This window comes from Vibrio sp. R10-SG-ISO4 (assembly GCF_059834135.1).
In genome coordinates this window covers 1-17,723 of sequence record NZ_JCBDHJ010000007.1, presented here as the reverse complement: position 1 = coordinate 17,723, position 17,723 = coordinate 1, and the positions used below count along the sequence as shown (strand labels likewise).

The following is a 17,723-nucleotide window of genomic DNA, read 5'->3' as shown; positions in this document are numbered from 1 at the left end:
GCTGTCCAAACGTGAGCGGCGGCGCAACTTACACGGGGTGTTTGAGCGTCGCTTTGATGGGGTGGAGGCCGATCATGTGGCAATAGTGGACGATGTGGTGACCACGGGCGAAACCGTCTCACAATTGGCTCGACTACTGCTTGAAGTGGGGGTAAAAAGGGTGGATATTTACGCTCTATGCCGCACTCCCGAACCGGATGATGAGAGTTAAGGTCAACGGCTTGCATTGCCAAGGGGGCGAGGAGTAGAATGGTGAACAAATAGCCTACAAAATTACTCAGGTATTCGTCGTGTCAAAACCTATTATTATTACAGAAACCGCACAAAAGCACTTTGCTAACCTACTGGGTCAGCAACCCGAGGGCACCAATATTCGTGTGTTCGTTGTTAATCCGGGCACTCAAAACGCCGAGTGTGGCGTCTCTTACTGTCCACCAGAAGCGGTCGAAGCGACCGATACGGAACTGGCTTTCGAAGGCTTTTCGGCTTACGTGGATGAGCTGAGCCTGCCTTTCCTTGAAGACGCTGAAATCGATTTTGTGACCGATAAAATGGGCTCTCAGCTAACGCTCAAAGCGCCAAACGCGAAAATGCGTAAAGTGTCGGACGATGCGCCGCTCGTAGAACGTGTTGAGTACGTGATCCAAACGCAAGTGAACCCGCAGCTCGCCGGGCACGGTGGTCATGTCAATCTGGTGGAAATCACTGAAGCAGGCGTGGCCATTGTGGCGTTTGGCGGTGGCTGTAACGGCTGTTCTATGGTCGATGTGACGCTGAAAGAAGGCATCGAGAAGCAGCTTCTGCAAGAGTTTGCGGGTGAGCTGTCGGCCGTACGTGATGCGACTGAGCACGATCGCGGCGAGCACTCTTACTACTAATTCTGACAGCGCTATTGAGAGGCATCCTTCGGGGTGCCTTTTTTATAGCTAAAGTGCGCCTATTTGGGCTCGATATTTTCGCGCGGTTTTTCTCAATCGATCCTAGGATCTTCGCAGTGATTCCCCTATATTAATGATTATTATTCATTTCCCCCAGTGATGGAGTAAGCGCGTGGCGAAACAGACGCCGCCAGAGATTCTGGCAAAAAACACCGTGGCGAAGTCCAAATTGTTTGCGATAGAAGCGCTCGACTTGCGCTTTAGCAATGGCGAAACCCGTACGTATGAGCGTATGAAGCCCAGTGGTCGAAACGCGGTGATGATGGTGCCCATCACAGAGCAAGGGGATCTGTTGTTGGTTCGAGAGTACGCGGCCGGTACGGAACGCTATGAATTAGGGTTCCCCAAAGGGTTGATTGACCCGGGTGAGTCCGCCAGTGAAGCGGCCTGCCGAGAGCTGAAAGAAGAAATTGGTATGGGCGCGCGTACCTTAATACCCCTTAAAGAGGTGGTGTTAGCGCCGTCCTACTTCTCGAGCCGCATGACCCTGTTTATTGCTAAAGATCTCTATCCTGAGCAGTTGCAAGGGGACGAACCGGAACCATTGGAAGTGATTCGCTGGCCGTTGGCGCAAGCGGATGAGCTTCTTACGCATCTTGATTTTTGTGAAGCGCGAAGCATTACGGCGTTGTTATTAGCATTGCGTGTTGCTTAGTAAAGCGTTGCAGTAGTGAATGCGCTGCGTTATGAGCGAGCGGGATACGGCCTCCCGCGCGCCAAGGATTTGCCATTATGCCTAAAACCCAAGACCTGTCTCATCATCTCCCCGCGGTAATCGATATCGCGCGCTCTGCCGGGCAATTGATCCTCGATATTTATGAGAAGAAAGAGTACCAAGAGTACACCAAGAGCGACGAAACGCCGGTTACCAGTGCTGACATCGCTGCGCACAAATTGATTGTCGAAAAGCTTTCTGAATTGACGCCGGATATTCCGGTATTGTCAGAAGAAGCGGCGGACATCAGCTTGTCAAAACGCGCAGAGTGGGACAAATATTGGTTGGTCGATCCGCTTGATGGGACGCAGGAGTTCATTGCGCGCAGCGGTGATTTCGCCACCATCATTGCCCTTATCGACAACAATCAGCCTGTGATGGGCGTGGTGTATGGGCCGGTCTCTGGGGTCACGTATTACGCTTACCAAGGCAAAGGGGCATGGAAAATCCCCGACATGAGTGAAAGCGTGCGCATCAAAACTCACCAGCATGATGGCAAAGCCTACCCGATTGCGATTGCGATCAGCCGCAGGCAGAACATCAACCGTATCACCTCCCGCATGAGCAGCCAGTGGAATTATGACCTAGTCCCACTCGGCTCTGCCGCACTGAAAGCGTGTTTGGTGGCCGAAGGCGCGGTCGATTGCTACTTGCGACTCGGGCCAACCGGCGAATGGGACACCGCCGCGACCCAGTGCATCGTCCAAGAAGCCGGAGGACGCATTCTCAGCACCCACCTTGAACCCCTTTCCTACAATGAGCGCGAGACGCTCGAGAACCCCAATTTTATCGTCCTCGGCGATGAAGCACTGCCGTGGGATAAGATATTGAAGGTGAAGGGGTGAGGAAGTTCCTAGTGCCTAGTACCTAGTTCCTAGAGGGCGGACTTCTAGGAACTAGGGACTTCTTTTTCTAGGCTCTCACTACCAGCAGCTAGACACTTGTTTTCTCAGTGCTTACTTCTAGGAACTAGGCACTTCTTTTTCTAGGAACTAATCACGCCTTTGCGTAAATATCACGCTCGCCCAACCACCGCTCTATGATCGCTTGGGTGTGGTCAGGGTAGTTGAGATGCAGGTAGCGCGCGATGCGTTGTACTTCGGGGACGAGGCGTTGATCGCGGATCAGATCGGCAATCTTAAAATCGGCCATTCCGGTTTGTTTGGTGCCGAGCAGCTCGCCTGGGCCGCGAATTTCGAGATCGCGCTGGGCTATCACAAAGCCATCGTTGCTTTCTCTCAACACACCTAATCGCTTTTGCGCCGTTTTAGACAGCGGCGAGTGATACAAGAGCACACAATGGCTGGCGACCGAGCCTCGTCCAACACGGCCACGCAACTGGTGAAGCTGCGCCAGGCCGAGGCGTTCGGGGTTTTCAATGATCATCAAGCTGGCATTGGGGACATCGACCCCAACTTCTATCACCGTCGTGGCGACCAACAAGTGCAGTTGATTGTCTTTAAACGCCTGCATCACGGCCTGCTTCTCGGCCGGTTTCATTCGCCCGTGGACTAAACCAATTTTTAGGTCCGCCAGCGTGCGCTGTAACTCCTCTGCGGTATCGGCGGCGGCTTGCGCCTCGAGCACTTCCGACTCATCAATCAAGGTACACACCCAATACGCTTGCTTGCCCTCGTTTAGACAGGCATGACGCACGCGCTCAACAATGGTGTCGCGTTTGGTATCTGGAATGGCCACGGTTTGAATCGGCGTACGACCGGGGGGAAGCTCATCAATGACGGAGGTTTCAAGGTCAGCGTACGCCGTCATGGCGAGGGTGCGCGGAATGGGCGTCGCCGTCATGATCAGTTGATGCGGATACGCGCCCTGCTGCTCGCCTTTTTCACGCAGCTCCAGCCGCTGGTGGACACCAAATCGGTGTTGCTCATCGATGATCACCAGGGCTAACTGAGAAAAATTGACCTGCTCCTGGAATAGCGCATGGGTGCCGACCACCATCTGCGCCTCGCCAGAGGCAATGCGCTCGAGTTGGGTCTGCTTGGCCTTGCCTTTGAGCTTGCCCGCCAGCCAGCCAACTTGAATGCCCATTGGTTCAAACCATTGGCTAAAGTTTAATGCGTGCTGCTCTGCCAACAGTTCGGTGGGCGCCATCAAGGCCACTTGTTTACCTTGCTCCAAGGCGCGCACGGCGGTCAGTGCCGCGACCAAGGTTTTGCCTGAGCCGACATCTCCTTGCACTAAGCGCATCATCGGGTGCGGCTTGGCGAGATCGCTCTCAATTTCTTCCACGACTCGGCGCTGAGCATTGGTCGGCGAGAACGGCAGGGCGTCCAATAGCTGTTGTTTCAGCGTTTGACTCGGCGGCAGCGCGATCGCCGCCTCTTTTTGCCCTTGGCTGCGCACCGCGAGCATCGATAGGTTTTGCGCCAGCAGCTCTTCCATGATGAGGCGCACTTGCGCTGGGTGTTTGCCCTCATCAAACTGTTCCAGATTGATGTTCGGTGGTGGGCGATGAATGGTGTGCAGCGCTTGATTGAGGGTAATTTGGCTATCATAGAGCCCGGCAGGGAGCAGCTCTTGCACCGCCGATTTATCGAGCAATGCGAGCGCTTGTTCTGTCAGGTTGCGCAGGGTGAGTTGGCGCAGACCATCGGTGGTTGGGTAGACGGGCGTTAAACTCGGCTCCGTCTCAACCGGTTGCTGCGGCGTGTAAAACTTGTAATCCGGATGGACAATCTCTAACCCGTAGCTGCCGCGTTTGATTTCCCCATAGGCATGCACCGTTTTGCCTTCTGCGAATTGATTTTTCATCCCGGCGGTGAAGTTAAAAAAGCGCAGTGTAAGGGTGCCGTTGCCATCACTGAGTTTGACCGCCAGCATTTTGCGCTTGCCAAACAGGGTATCAACACTCATCACCTTGCCCTGCACCGCCGCCCATAGCCCAGCGTGCAGTTTAACAATGGGGTAGACCCGAGTGCGGTCTTCATAGCGCAGCGGCAGGTGAAACAGTAAATCCTGCACCGACAGCAGCCCGACTTTGGCCAATTTCTCTGCCACTTTCGCCCCGACACCTGCCAGAGAGGTCAGTGGAATAGCCGACAAAAGTTGGGACATAGCTTCGCTCACGCAATGATTAATGATGGGGATAGTTAAGCATTTATCTGTGTTTTTGTACAGTGGAGAGGGGGAGTTCCTAGTGCCTAGTTCCTAGTTCCTAGAAATTCCGTCCTCTAGGCACTAGGAACTATAAACTAGGAACTAATCACTAGAGTTTTGCCCTCTAGGCACTAGGAACTAGAAACTAGGCACTACCTACCTACTCTGCATCTTCGCCCACCACTCTTTATCCGCGACGATTTGGCCTTGCTCGTCGAGGGGAGGGTACGGGAGCTGTTTGCGTTTGGCGACTTTGGCGAGCACGGGGTGGCCGCGCTCAAAGAGGATGCGGTGGATGGTCTCGGCGGGTAGGGCGCTTTGTGCGTTGTCGTACATGCCGGCGGCTTGGCGTTGGCGCTGGGCTTCATAGAGAATCACTGCGCTGGCGACCGAGACATTGAGCGATTGGACCATACCGACCATAGGGATGATGATGTCTTGATCGGCGAGCGCTTTGGCTTGCTCTGACGCGCCGATTTTTTCACTGCCGAGTATCACCGCCGTCGGTTTGGTGTAATCAATCTGACGAAAATCGACCGCCGTCTCTGAGAGATTGGTCACCAGCACTTGCATGCCTTGACGTTTGAGCTCACCCATCGCGTCTTTGATGGTGTCGTGCGTTTCCACTTCCACCCAGTTGCGCGCGCCCGCCGACGTGTGGCTTAAGGTGCGCATTTTATCAGGCCAAACCGCATGCACTTTGTGAATGCCGGTGGCGTCGGCGCTGCGGATCACCGCCGAGACGTTATTGGGCTTGTGGACTTCTTCGAGGCAAAGGGTCAAATCCGCTTGGCGCGCTTTTAACACTTCTTGAATGCGTTGGTAACGTTCTAAATTCATGGTGTTAGGGCTTAGTTGAAAAAGAATATGGTGTTAAAAAATGGATGATAAAGAAAGCGGCCCTAAAGACCGCTTTCTGATGTGGATGGGGATCAGTACTTTCTACGGCGCACTTTGAGTGTGTGCGGCATGGCTTTAATCTTGCGCATGATGCCCGCTAAGTGGACGCGATCTTTGGTGGTGAGCACCACAGTCACTGTGTACAAACGGCCATCACGCTCTTCGGTCGAGAGACCGTGAATGTTGGAGCCGGTTTGTGAAATGACGTTGGTCAGTTCCGCGAGGGCGCCTTGACGGTTTTGCACATCGACACGCAGCTCGGCGATAAACTCTTGATCGTAATCGTCTGACCACTCCACCGCCATGTACTTATCAGGCTCTTTTTCGTGGTTGCGCACGTTCGGACACGTCTCGCGGTGCACCACCAATCCTCGACCCGGAGAGACGTGAGCAATGATGTGATCGTCCGGAATCGGATGACAACAGTTGGCAAACGTCAGCAAGATACCCTCTGCGCCGCGGATCGGCAGCTTCTTCTTCGGCTTGCCGTCGGTGTTGATGACTTCGGTGAGCTCATCGGCGTCGCCAAGCAGTCTGCGGGCGATGACAATACTCATCAACTCACCCAAACCGATAGCGGCGAGCAGATCATTGAGGGATTTGATTTTCAGATCGCTCAAGACGTGATTGATGTTCTCTTCATTGATGTCGGAAACCGACAAATCACCTAAGGCGTGATTGAGCAATCGGCGGCCAAGGGTAATCGACTCTTCACGGCGCATGGTTTTCAGCACTTGACGAATCTTGGTGCGCGCACGTGAGGTCACGACGTAGTTGAGCCATGCTGCATTCGGACGGGCGCCCGGTGCGCTGATGATCTCAATCGTCTGGCCGTTTTTCAGCGCTTTGCTGAGAGGGTAAGGGTTGCGATCGACGCGCGCGCCGACACAGGTGTTGCCGACATCGGTATGCACGGCATACGCAAAATCGACCGCAGTGGCGCCGACAGGCAGCTCCACGATGCGCCCTTTTGGGGTGAAGACGTAAATCTCATCTGGGAAGAGATCCGATTTGACGTTTTCAATAAATTCGAACGAGTTGCCCGCGCTTTGTTGGAGCTCAAGCAGGCTCTGCATCCAGCGCTGCGCTTTGACTTGCGCGGTGGTACCGGTACGCTCGCCATTGCCTTTGTAAGACCAGTGCGCCGCGACCCCTTTGTCCGCCATCTGATCCATATCTTCGGTGCGAATTTGCACTTCGACAGGCACGCCGTGTGGGCCGACCATCGAGGTATGCAAAGACTGATAGCCGTTCGCTTTCGGCACCGCAATGTAATCTTTCATACGCCCCGGGCGAGGCTTGTAGAGCGAGTGCACTTGGCCCAGTACGCGATAGCAGGTGTCAGCGGTGTCCACCACCACACGAAACGCGTAGATGTCCATAATGGTGTGAAAGCGCTGCTCTTTGGTCTTCATCTTGTTGTAGATGGAGAAGAGGTTTTTCTCACGCCCCACTACACGCGCAGACAGGCCCACTTCTTCCAGACGGCCTTCAATTTCGGTGTGGATGCGTTGAATCATCTCTTTACGGTTACCCCGAGCGGCCTTGACGACCTCTTTTAACACGCGATAGCGGTTGGGGTAGAGCGCTTCAAAACCGAGCTCTTCCAGTTCGGTTTTAATATTATGGATACCCAAGCGATGCGCTAAGGGTGAGTAGATTTCGAGGGTTTCGCGTGCGATGCGACGCTTTTTGTCTGGGCGCAGTGCGCCGAGCGTGCGCATGTTGTGCGTGCGGTCTGCCAGTTTGATCAAAATGACGCGGATGTCTTGCACCATCGCAAGGACCATCTTACGAAAGTTCTCAGCCTGAGCTTCCTTGCGATCACGAAACTTGAGCTTATCCAGCTTAGAGACGCCATCGACCAGTTCTGCGACGGTGTTGCCAAACTTCTCTTCTAGCTGCTCTTTGGTGACATCACAATCTTCGATGACATCGTGCAAAAGGGCGGCTTGGAGGGTTTCAATATCCAGGCGCATTTCCGCCAAGATACGAGCAACAGCAACAGGGTGGATGATGTATGGTTCCCCGCTTGAGCGGGTTTGCCCTTCATGGGCATCTTTCGCTACCACATAAGATTGACGCAGAGCCTCAATTTGAGGCTCTGTTAGGTATTCTTGGGCAACGTCTTTGAGGCTATCGAATAGATACAAATTTTAGGCCCGGCAGAGTGTGATGAAGAGGATTATCGACCGTGAGCAATGCTGCTAACAGCGGCAAGTTCAGCGGCTTCTTGCTCTTGCTGCTCTTGACGCTCACGCGCATCTAGGATCTCTTTTGTGATAAGGCTTTCTTCGATTTCGCGCAGAGCGATAACCGTTGGCTTATCGTTCTCTTCTGGCACCAGTGAATCTTTGCCGCCAGTTTGCATTTGACGAGCGCGGCGAGCCGCAATGAGAACTAGGTCGAAACGGTTGCCAACTTTTTCAACAGCGTCTTGAACAGTTACGCGTGCCATAAGGACTCCAAATAGTTAACTAAAATTTTGTATGACGAGAAATTATACAAGATCTCGTAGAGAATAGTCTAGATTCTTATTTCAACAACGCATCCAGCATGCCTTTGTACTTGAGGGCTTGCTTATCTTGCTTGAGGCGTTCGGCGCGAATGATGGCTTTAAAGTCCATCAGCGCGTTATCGAAATCATCATTGATGATCACGTAGTCGTATTCGTTGTAGTGAGAAATTTCCGATTTCGCTTCCGCCATGCGTTTTGCGATCACCGCTTCACTGTCTTGGCCGCGCGCGTTCAGGCGGCGTTCCAACTCACCGTTTGACGGCGGCAGGATGAACAAGCTCTTAGCTTGTGGCATTTGCTCACGAATTTGACGCGCGCCTTGCCAGTCAATGTCGAGGAAGACGTCGATGCCTTTATCGAGGTTTTGCTCAATCCACGGGCGAGAGGTGCCGTAGTAGTTGCCAAACACTTCCGCGTATTCCAAAAACGCACCTTGTTCGATCAGCGCTTCAAACTGCTCTTTTTGCACAAAGTGGTAGTGCACGCCATCTTGCTCACCCGGGCGCATGCCACGTGTCGTGTGCGATACGGACACTTTCATTGCGTAGGTAGGGTTGGTTTCCAGCATGGCTGAAATCAAGCTCGATTTACCCGCGCCGCTGGGCGCAGAAACAATGTATAGGGTGCCTTTGGCCATAAGGTTACGTCCACCATAAGATTCGATGTATTAAAGATAGCACTGACCGCGGGCATAACGTCAGTCAAGAGCGCGATTTCTCTCAACATCGGTGGCGAAAATTCGGCCAGAAAAAGGGAGGCGAAGAGTAGCATGGATCGGACTAAGTGACTAGATCGGATGAAAAATGTGATACGTATCAAAATTGGTTGAAATTTCATCCCATCTCATTACAATTCGCGCAAACGTTTGGCTTGTTGCGGGCATTGCTGCTGGCGATGGGCTATGGCCCTCTTATTTATCTAACGATAGGTTGTATTGTGAGTTCTGACACTGCACTTCCACGCTCAGCCAACGCTGGGTGGCTTGAATCCACTTTTCATATCTCTGCGCGCAAATCGACCCTAGGCACGGAGCTGTACGCCGGGTTTATTACTTTTTTGGCGATGAGTTACATCTTGGCGGTTAACCCCGCGATTTTGGGGGACATCCCAGGCATGGATCGCGGCGCGATTTTTACCGCCACAGCACTGGCGGCGGCGGCAGCCACGCTGATCATGGGCGTGTTTGGTAACTACCCTGTGATGCTGGCGCCAGGCATGAGCATGAATGGCTTCTTTAAAGGCATGCTGCTGAGCGGCTCGGTGGCGCTGGTGTGGCACGAAGCGCTGCTGGGGATCTTCTTCTCTGGAGTGCTCTATCTGATTTTGTCGATGACCCATATTCGCAAGGCGATGATTGAGTCTATTCCAGAAGATCTCAAATTGGCGATCACCGTATCGCTTGGCCTGTTTATCGCCTTTTTGGGCTTGAAAAATGCCGGTATCATCGTCTCGAACCCGATCATCTTGGTCAGCATGGGCAAAATCAATGACCCGCAAGTCATCATTGCCTACATCAGTATCTTTATTGCGCTTGGCTGCATGATTCGTGACATCAAACTGGCGACCTTTATCTCGTTTGTATCGGCGATTGTGCTTACTGTTGTGGCCGACTGGATGCTAGGGACGCAAAACGCCCCCATCCCAGAGAGCCTAGTGGCTGCGCCGCCAAGCCTGTCGGGCAGCGTAGGCGCCATCTTCAATTTCTCAGGGCTGACGGCCGACAAGCTGTTTGATCTGCTGTTTATTGTAGTGATTTTCCTGATTGTCGATTTCTTTGATGGCCTCAGCACCATTGTTGGCGTCGGCCGCGATGCGGGCATCATCGACAAAGATGGCAAAGTGCCGAACGCGCGCTCGGCGCTAGTCGCGGACGCAGGCGGCACCGTGATTGGCTCTGTGCTGGGTACGACTTCAGTCACCGCGTTCTCAGAATCGGGCATTGCCTCTGCACAAGGCGCGAAAACAGGCCTGGCTGCGGTGGTGGTTGCGGGGCTCTTCTTGGTGTCACTGTTCCTCTACCCGCTTTTTTCCATCTTCTCAGCGGCGATGGTCGCCCCGGCGATGGTGGTGGTCGGCATCTACATGATTGGTCGCCTTGGCCAAATCCGTTGGGAGCAAAAAGAGTCTCGCATTGCGGCGTTTTTCACCATCATGTTCACCGTGCTGAGCTTCTCACCGGCCAACGGCATGGCGATGGGCTTTATCAGCTACGCCTTTAGCATGGTGGTAGCAGGCAAAGCCAAGCAGGTTCACCCTGTCATTTATGTGCTGTCTGGGCTGTTTATGGCGTATTTGGTGCTTTTATAATCGGGGAAATGTTGCTTTTATAATTACTGAAATATGAGCGGTAACAGTGATACGAAAGGGCGGTGGATACCGCCCTTTCTCATGTGCCTCGATCTGCGTTTGATAACGCAGCGCGTGCTCCTTGGCGCTAAAGTCATTGCTCACGCCTTGCAGCGCCATCAAACGCGTGCCGCACCGCCCCGTCAAACACGCCATGAAGCTGACGACACTTGAAGCGCTCGACAACGCTGCGGAGTTCAAAGGGTTGCATAGTGTTTACGGGCAGGCGTTGTGAGTGGATGACCTAAAAGATCGATTATCTATAAATGCATATCAAAGGCGACATGTGATGTATAATAACTAATCATTCTTGTGCTTGCGGGATTGTGGTGATATGTTTTTGTATATAATCATTCCTAATTGATGCATTAAGGTATATCGAAATGAGCTATGTAGCAGAGCAGATACTAGACAGTCTTCGAGAAGCTCGGGTACGAAAGGGGTTTAGCCAGAGAGAGTTAAGTGCTCGTTCGGGGGTACCTCAAAGCCATATTTCGAAAATCGAGTCTGGCGGCGTTGATTTAAGAATATCCAGTTTAATTGCACTTGCCCGTGTACTCGAGCTAGAGCTATTGGTTGCGCCTAAAAAGTCCATTCCTGCCATCAAGTCAATCATTCGAAGCAGCCAAGGGATCAGCGACGAAGGTGAGGTAATGTCGCCCGCATATCAGTTAGAGGAAGACGACGATGACTAATTATGTGTCTACGCTCAACGTGTTGCTCTACGGAGAACCTATCGCAACGATCACCAACGTAGGCAATGACAGAACGCTTTTTGCTTTTATGGATTCGTACATTCATGACGAATCGCGGCCAGTGTTGGGGCTGGGTTTTAAAGATTCGCTAGGTGGCTTGCTGACTCACTTTAAACCGACCCAAACCAAGTTAACGCCGTTTTTCTCTAACCTTTTGCCAGAAGAAACCATGCGTCATTACCTGGCAGAGCGTGCCGGAGTGAACCCCGCGCGAGAATTTTTTCTATTGTGGGTGTTAGGACAAGATTTAGCCGGTGCGATCACGGTTGAACCTACTGATGGCGAAGCGCTGCCGCCTAATGTGCATCAAGACATTGACGACGAAACGGAAATTGAATCACCAATGCGTTTTTCATTAGCGGGGGTACAGTTGAAGTTTTCAGCTATACAACAGGCAAACGGTGGTTTGACCATTCCAGCAACCGGTAAAGGTGGTTCTTGGATTGTGAAATTGCCGTCGTCTCGATTTGACGCTGTGCCGGAAAATGAATATTCGATGATGGAGTTGGCTCGAATGTTGGGTATGGATGTACCAGAGACACTGCTACTCCCGATTAACAAGATTGCTAATATTCCAGAGGGTATTGGTAAATTTGGTGACAGTGCGTTTGTGATCAAGCGCTTTGATCGTGCAGGTGATCAAGCCGTACATATTGAAGATTTTGCGCAAGTGTTTGGCGTCTATCCTCAAGATAAATATAAAAAAGCCAGTATGCGCAATATTGCTCAGGTTATCGGCATCGAAGGTCAAGATAAGGACATTGCAGAATTTACCCGTCGATTGGTGTTCAATACCCTAATTGGCAATGCGGATATGCATTTGAAGAATTGGTCTGTGATTTACAAAGACAAGCGCACCGCATCGATTGCGCCTGCCTATGACTTTGTCTCGACCATTCCTTATCTCCCCGATGATAGTGCGTCGCTGAAGGTGAGCCGTAGCAAGAAATTCAGTCATTTCACGCTGGATGAGCTGTCACACTTGGCGGCGAAAGCCATGCTGCCAGAAAAATTGGTGTTAGATACTGCCAAGCAAACCGTGGCAGGCTTTCATGAAATCTGGGCGAAAGAAAAAGCGCATTTACCGCTCACCAAGTCGATGATTGAAGCCATTGAAACACATTTGCGACGCATACCGCTCCGCTAAAATGAGAACCGATGCGTACAAAAATGCAGTGGTGTCAGTCAAAGCCCTGTATTTTCAATGCTCTTCACAAGGTAATGCAGGGCTTTCATGACGCTCTTGGACGGGTACCTTTCTATTTAGGAGCCTTATTCAATATTCTGGATCTGCTCTCTCATCTGCTCAATCAACACTTTCAACTCGACCCCGGATGCGGTGATGTCGGTGCTGATCGACTTCGAGGCGAGCGTGTTTGACTCGCGGTTGAACTCTTGCATCATAAAGTCGAGGCGTCGGCCGCAGGCGCCGCCTTTTTTGAGGATGTTGTTGGTCTCTTTGACGTGAGAGTCGAGGCGATCGAGCTCTTCTGCCACATCGGATTTTTGCGCGAGGAGGATAAGCTCTTGCTCAACGCGGGAAGGGTCGAGCTCGACTTTGGCGTCTTCAAATTTGGCGAACAAGCGCTCACGTTGCCACTCAAGGATCTCGGGCATGCGAGCGCGCACGCGAGTCACTTCTTGTGAGATGGCGTCTAGGCGCTGGGTGATGAGCGCTTTCATGTTGTCGCCTTCGCGTCCGCGAGCGTCGATAAAATCACTGAGTGCACTATCAAAGGCGGCTAACAGGTCTTTGTTGACCGCGTCCATGTCCTGCTCTGGAGTCTCCATCACGCCTGGCCACTGCATCACTTGGAAGGGGTTGATGCGGCTCAGTTCGCCGGTCATGTGCATCACTTGCTCAGCGGCTTTGATGACTTGATTGGCGAGGGTTTCATTGATGGTCAGCTCACCTTTGGCGGCGGGGTTGGCTTCAAAACGCAGGCTACACTCCACTTTACCGCGCGCTAGGCGCTTGCGAAAGCGTTCACGCAGTAGCGGCTCTAGGCCACGAAATTGCTCAGGTAGGCGGAAGTAGGTCTCCAAATAACGTTGGTTGACGCTGCGGATCTCCCATACGGCACTGCCCCAATCGCCTTTGGCTTCGCTGCGCGCGTAGGCCGTCATGCTATAAATCATCGAATTTTCCTATCTATTAATCTGTGAAAATAACGCAGGGAGAGGATAGCAGAAGGTGGGGGGGAGTTCCTAGTTTCGGGGGGAGTTTCTAGTGACTAGTTCCTAGTGCCTAGAGGGGGATAGGGGTGATGGGTAGTGGGGGATGGGTAGAGGGGTGTGAAGGGGGTGAATGGCGGTGGTGGTGAGGGGGTGTTTTGTGCTAGACTCTGGGCCCAATTCTACCGTCATCAAGTCAACAAAGGTAATGCCCATGCGTCCCAATGATCGCAAGGCGGATCAAATTCGCCCAATTAAAATTACTCGCAACTATACCGCTTATGCAGAAGGTTCTGTGTTGGTCGAGTTCGGCAATACCAAAGTGCTGTGTAACGCCACAGTTGAAGAGAGTGTGCCGCGTTGGCTAAAAGGCCAAGGCAAAGGCTGGGTGACGGCCGAGTACGGCATGCTGCCGCGTTCGACACACTCACGCATGCGTCGTGAAGCCTCAAGCGGTAAGCAAGGTGGGCGCACGATGGAAATTCAACGCCTGATTGCGCGCAGCTTACGTGCCGTGGTGGATTTAGAAGCGATGGGCGAGTTTATGATCACCGTTGACTGTGATGTGATTCAAGCCGATGGCGGCACGCGCACGGCGTCTATCTCCGGAGCCAGTGTAGCGTTGGCGGATGCCTTCACGCATCTGATCAATAAAGGCAAACTGAAACAGAGCCCGATGAAAGGCCATGTGGCCGCGGTGTCGGTAGGCTTGCTGGGTGAAGAGGTATTGTGCGACTTGGAGTACGTTGAAGACTCCGCCGCAGACACCGACATGAACGTCGTGATGACTGAAGATGGCCGCATGATCGAAGTGCAAGGCACCGCCGAAGGTGAACCGTTCACCCACGAGCAACTGATGGTCTTGCTTGAGTCGGCCAAGGTCGGCATTGCTGATATTGTCGCCGCGCAAAAAGCAGCCCTAGCAGATTGATTGATAGCTCCCATAGATGGGGGCTATTTTTTTGTCCTCTCTATACATAGAGAGCACTTTTTATCTTTAACCTTTCTTCTAGGAACTAGGAACTAGGAACTAGGAACTAGGAACTAGGAACACATCGAGAGAAAATAATGAAAGCATACCAGCGTGAATTTATTGAGTTTGCACTTGAGAAACAAGTTCTTAAGTTTGGTGAGTTTACTTTGAAATCTGGCCGTAAGAGCCCGTACTTCTTTAACGCTGGACTTTTCAATACCGGTCGTGATTTGGCGCGCTTAGGGCGTTTTTACGCCGCCGCGCTCGCGGACTCTGGCATCGAGTTTGATGTGCTGTTTGGCCCTGCGTACAAAGGCATCCCGATTGCGACCACCACGGCGGTGGCACTGGCGGATCACCACGACATCGACACGCCTTACTGTTTTAACCGTAAAGAAGCGAAAACCCACGGTGAGGGCGGCAACTTAGTCGGCAGCCCGCTGGAAGGTCGCATTATGTTGGTGGACGATGTGATCACCGCTGGCACCGCGATTCGTGAATCGATGGAAATTATCCAAGCAAGCGGCGCCGCACTGGCGGGCGTATTGGTGGCGATTGACCGCCAAGAAAAGGGCAAAGGCGAGCTCTCTGCGATTCAAGAAGTCGAGCGCGACTTTGGCTGCGCGGTGATCTCCATCGTCAGCCTTGGCGATTTGGTGACGTACTTGGAAGAGCAAGGCGACGCGGCAGAGCACCTCGCCGCCGTGAAAGCGTACCGCGCGGAGTATGGGATTTAAGTGCCTAGTTTCTAGTGGCGAGTTCCTAGAGGGGATTGGCCACTATTTACTTATGGCGTATTCCGCTTTACTTGTACCGTACGCCTTTCTCTGCGTTTTCGTCTTGCATGGTTTTGTAGCGTTTGTGTAGCCACATCCATTGCTCTGGGGCGCGGAGGATCACCTCTTCCACGTGGCGGTTCATGTAGGCGGCGGCCGCGACTTCGTCTTTTTGTGGGTAGTCTTTCTCTACCGATTTGTTGGCGATGATCTCATAGCGCCCGTCGTCATTGCGAAAGCCTGAACCCATTACAATCGCCGCTTTACTGGTGTACGCTAAGATGCTGGTGCCTGTAGTAGTGCAGGCATCGGGAACGGCAAAAAAGGGCACAAACACCGATTTGTTGCGGCCGTAATCATGATCCGGTAAGTAAAACAGCCGCTCACCACTGCGCATGACGCGAATCATCTGTTTGAGATCTTTTCTGTCGATCAAAACGTTGCCGTTGTGCGAGCGACCCCAGTGCTGAATAAAGTTGTATGCAGGATTATTGTGCGGGCGAAACGCGCCATAGCCACCTAGCCCCAGCACCGCAAACGCGCGCGCGGTGATCTCTAGATTGAGTGCGTGGACGCAGCAAAGCAGCACGCCCTGTTTCTGTTCATTGTATTGATGCAGCAACTCGACATCTTTCGCCACGATTCTGCGCTTAAAGCGCCAGGTGGGCCAAAACCAAGTGATGCCGGTTTCAATCAGCGCGAGACCGGTGTTTTTGAAGTTCTCCTCAACCATCGCCTCAATCTCATCTTGCGCCTTATCTGGGAAGGCGAGCTCAAGATTGCGCTTGGCGACATCAACGCGCTTTTTGCCTAAACGCATACCGAGTTTGCCGAGCCCTCGGCCGAGTGCATAAAGCAGTCGATACGGTAGCAGGTTAACCACTATCGCCAGCAAGCCAAAGCCAAGCCAAACGCCCCAATGGCGTGGGTGAAGTAAAGACCAAGAAAACTTGGGCGGCTGGTGTTTATCGTTGGTTGTCATGAATTAGTCCAATTGCGCACTGAGCAGTGCCCAGTACTCATCAAAGTTTGCTGTGGGGTGGTACTTAAAATCAGAGCGCACAAAGCGGTTCAAGCTGCCTTCGACTTGGCCAAGCAGTTGCGCGGCGAGGATCATTTCATCCACAGGAAAGGCTTTCCCTTCACGCAGTTTACGCTCACGCAGGATCTGACGCAGTGAGGTTTCAATGCGCTCATACAACTGGTTGATGCGATCGCGCAGGCGCTCATTTTCAAACATCAATGCATGGCCAGACAAAATTCGGCTCAGTCCCGGGTTGCGCTCGGCAAAGGCGAGAATGAGCTGTAACACCAAACGCAGACGCGTCAGGGTATCCTTCTCTTCATCCAAAATACGATTGATGCGAGACATTAAAGACTCTTCAATAAACTCGATCAAGCCTTCAAACATGCGCGCTTTGCTGGGAAAGTGGCGATACAAGGCCGCTTCTGACACGCCGACTTGTTTGGCGAGTTTCGCGGTGGTGATGCGTGAGGCGCCGTCACTGGACTCCAGCATTTCGGCAAGGGCTTGCAATATTTCGTCGCGGCGGTTGGTTTTTTTTGTTCCTGCCATGAACCTCTTCCTTTTTTATAACCACAGTTTATAAGAACTGTCACACCAGGAGCGCGGCGTTCAGAGGGGCTGAAAACGCAAAGCGCACACTGAGTGCGAGCGCGGCTGGGGCTCAACCAACCGCGTTGTCTGATGAATAGGTTGAAATCACTCGCTGGTTGGCGCGAGTTTGTCATTAATAATGGTGAGGATCTGCGTTGCGATATCCTGTTTGGACGCAAGCGTAAGTGATTGCTCACCCTCTTTCCAGTATACGGTGATAGCGTTGTCGTTGCTATTAAACCCTTGCCCCGCGACTGAGACATCGTTAGCACAAATGAGATCGAGGTTTTTCTTAACCAACTTGCTTTTTGCGTAGTGGGCGACGTCCTGCGTTTCGGCGGCAAAGCCAACAGTAAAAGGTCGATGCTCATTGAGTGCCGCGACGCTGGCAACAATGTCGGGGTTTTTCACCATCTCAATCGACATCGCATCGCTTTGGTCGGTTTTTTTGATTTTCTGCGTGGCAACCTGATGAGGACGATAGTCGGCCACCGCGGCGCAGCCAATAAAGACATCGTGTGAGCGAGCATGCTCAAGTGCCGCGTCGTACATCTCTTGCGCGCTTTGCACGTCTATACGGGTAACGCCGCTCGGCGTTGAGAGCGAGACAGGGCCGGCAATCAGCGTCACGCGGGCACCGAGCGCCGCGGCCTCGCTGGCCAGTGCAAAGCCCATTTTTCCTGAGCTGTGGTTAGAGATATACCGCACCGGATCAATCGCCTCACGGGTCGGGCCCGCGGTGATGAGCACAGAGCGCCCTGCCAGTGGTTTAGGGCCAAAAAATTGCTCGCAGCGCTCAACCAGCTGCATTGGCTCTAACATGCGACCCGGGCCGACGTCGCCACACGCTTGCTCGCCAGCCGCGGGGCCCCAAATCATCATACCGCGACGC

The 17,723-nt window shown here is 52.7% G+C and carries 19 protein-coding genes; 10 read left to right on the top strand and 9 right to left on the bottom strand.

Annotated elements, in window-relative coordinates:
- From AC6R03_RS03810 to cysQ, 4 genes are all read left to right on the top strand, one after another.
- The coding region (locus tag AC6R03_RS03810) for a ComF family protein (RefSeq protein ID WP_500653638.1) at window positions 1-211 on the top strand (211 nt) is incomplete at its 5' end.
- Between the two features lie 79 nt (window positions 212-290).
- Complete coding sequence (gene nfuA / locus AC6R03_RS03805) at window positions 291-878, top strand: Fe-S biogenesis protein NfuA (RefSeq protein ID WP_500627780.1); 588 nt, start codon at window positions 291-293, stop codon at window positions 876-878.
- 172 nt (window positions 879-1,050) lie between these two features.
- Window positions 1,051-1,593 carry an ADP compounds hydrolase NudE gene (gene nudE, locus AC6R03_RS03800; RefSeq protein WP_500631410.1) on the top strand — a complete coding sequence of 181 codons (543 nt, stop codon included), beginning with the start codon at window positions 1,051-1,053 and terminating at the stop codon, window positions 1,591-1,593.
- A 77-nt stretch (window positions 1,594-1,670) separates the two neighbouring features.
- Window positions 1,671-2,498, top strand: a complete 828-nt coding sequence (cysQ, locus tag AC6R03_RS03795; RefSeq protein ID WP_334554897.1) for a 3'(2'),5'-bisphosphate nucleotidase CysQ — start codon at window positions 1,671-1,673, stop codon at window positions 2,496-2,498.
- 151 nt (window positions 2,499-2,649) lie between these two features.
- Here the strand turns inward: cysQ and recG are convergent, their stop codons facing one another.
- The 5 genes from recG to gmk form a co-directional block, all read right to left on the bottom strand.
- Window positions 2,650-4,728 carry an ATP-dependent DNA helicase RecG gene (gene recG / locus AC6R03_RS03790; protein WP_500631409.1) on the bottom strand — a complete coding sequence of 693 codons (2,079 nt, stop codon included), beginning with the start codon at window positions 4,726-4,728 and terminating at the stop codon, window positions 2,650-2,652.
- Window positions 4,729-4,926: 198 nt separating this feature from the next.
- A complete protein-coding gene (trmH, locus tag AC6R03_RS03785) occupies window positions 4,927-5,610 on the bottom strand; it encodes a tRNA (guanosine(18)-2'-O)-methyltransferase TrmH (RefSeq protein ID WP_500631408.1) in 684 nt (227 codons plus the stop codon).
- A gap of 92 nt (window positions 5,611-5,702) precedes the next feature.
- Window positions 5,703-7,823: a bifunctional GTP diphosphokinase/guanosine-3',5'-bis pyrophosphate 3'-pyrophosphohydrolase gene (gene spoT, locus AC6R03_RS03780; protein WP_500631407.1), complete on the bottom strand. Its 2,121-nt coding sequence runs from the start codon at window positions 7,821-7,823 to the stop codon at window positions 5,703-5,705.
- 32 nt (window positions 7,824-7,855) lie between these two features.
- Window positions 7,856-8,128 carry a DNA-directed RNA polymerase subunit omega gene (rpoZ, locus tag AC6R03_RS03775; RefSeq protein ID WP_487903057.1) on the bottom strand — a complete coding sequence of 91 codons (273 nt, stop codon included), beginning with the start codon at window positions 8,126-8,128 and terminating at the stop codon, window positions 7,856-7,858.
- 76 nt (window positions 8,129-8,204) lie between these two features.
- Window positions 8,205-8,825 (bottom strand): guanylate kinase, encoded by a 621-nt coding sequence (gene gmk, locus AC6R03_RS03770; RefSeq protein ID WP_334554887.1) that lies wholly within the window; start codon window positions 8,823-8,825, stop codon window positions 8,205-8,207.
- Between the two features lie 299 nt (window positions 8,826-9,124).
- Here gmk and AC6R03_RS03765 point away from each other — a divergent pair, with 299 nt between their 5' ends.
- The 4 genes from AC6R03_RS03765 to AC6R03_RS03750 all read left to right on the top strand — a co-directional run bounded on the left by AC6R03_RS03765 (window position 9,125) and on the right by AC6R03_RS03750 (window position 12,436).
- A complete protein-coding gene (locus AC6R03_RS03765) occupies window positions 9,125-10,495 on the top strand; it encodes an NCS2 family permease (protein ID WP_500631406.1) in 1,371 nt (456 codons plus the stop codon).
- Window positions 10,496-10,616: 121 nt separating this feature from the next.
- Window positions 10,617-10,769, top strand: a complete 153-nt coding sequence (locus AC6R03_RS03760; RefSeq protein WP_500631405.1) for a hypothetical protein — start codon at window positions 10,617-10,619, stop codon at window positions 10,767-10,769.
- A 148-nt stretch (window positions 10,770-10,917) separates the two neighbouring features.
- Window positions 10,918-11,229, top strand: coding sequence for a helix-turn-helix domain-containing protein (locus AC6R03_RS03755; protein WP_500627786.1), 312 nt, complete (start codon window positions 10,918-10,920; stop codon window positions 11,227-11,229).
- Window positions 11,222-12,436, top strand: a complete 1,215-nt coding sequence (locus AC6R03_RS03750; protein ID WP_500631404.1) for a type II toxin-antitoxin system HipA family toxin — start codon at window positions 11,222-11,224, stop codon at window positions 12,434-12,436. The genes AC6R03_RS03755 and AC6R03_RS03750 overlap by 8 nt, the downstream gene beginning before the upstream one ends.
- Window positions 12,437-12,561: 125 nt before the next feature.
- Here AC6R03_RS03750 and AC6R03_RS03745 read toward each other — a convergent pair whose 3' ends face one another.
- A complete protein-coding gene (locus tag AC6R03_RS03745) occupies window positions 12,562-13,428 on the bottom strand; it encodes a YicC/YloC family endoribonuclease (RefSeq protein ID WP_500627787.1) in 867 nt (288 codons plus the stop codon).
- A gap of 250 nt (window positions 13,429-13,678) precedes the next feature.
- Here AC6R03_RS03745 and rph point away from each other — a divergent pair, with 250 nt between their 5' ends.
- On the top strand, window positions 13,679-14,395 hold the full coding sequence (gene rph / locus AC6R03_RS03740) for a ribonuclease PH (protein WP_500627873.1): 717 nt from the start codon (window positions 13,679-13,681) through the stop codon (window positions 14,393-14,395).
- 137 nt (window positions 14,396-14,532) lie between these two features.
- Window positions 14,533-15,174, top strand: a complete 642-nt coding sequence (gene pyrE / locus AC6R03_RS03735; RefSeq protein WP_500627788.1) for an orotate phosphoribosyltransferase — start codon at window positions 14,533-14,535, stop codon at window positions 15,172-15,174.
- Between the two features lie 67 nt (window positions 15,175-15,241).
- Here pyrE and AC6R03_RS03730 read toward each other — a convergent pair whose 3' ends face one another.
- From AC6R03_RS03730 to coaBC, 3 genes are all read right to left on the bottom strand, one after another.
- Entirely contained in the window at window positions 15,242-16,195 is a 954-nt protein-coding gene (locus tag AC6R03_RS03730; protein WP_500631403.1) for a Kdo(2)-lipid IV(A) acyltransferase, read from the bottom strand.
- Between the two features lie 3 nt (window positions 16,196-16,198).
- On the bottom strand, window positions 16,199-16,789 hold the full coding sequence (gene slmA, locus AC6R03_RS03725) for a nucleoid occlusion factor SlmA (RefSeq protein WP_500627790.1): 591 nt from the start codon (window positions 16,787-16,789) through the stop codon (window positions 16,199-16,201).
- 147 nt (window positions 16,790-16,936) lie between these two features.
- The coding region (gene coaBC, locus AC6R03_RS03720; protein WP_500653637.1) for a bifunctional phosphopantothenoylcysteine decarboxylase/phosphopantothenate--cysteine ligase CoaBC at window positions 16,937-17,723 on the bottom strand (787 nt) is incomplete at its 5' end.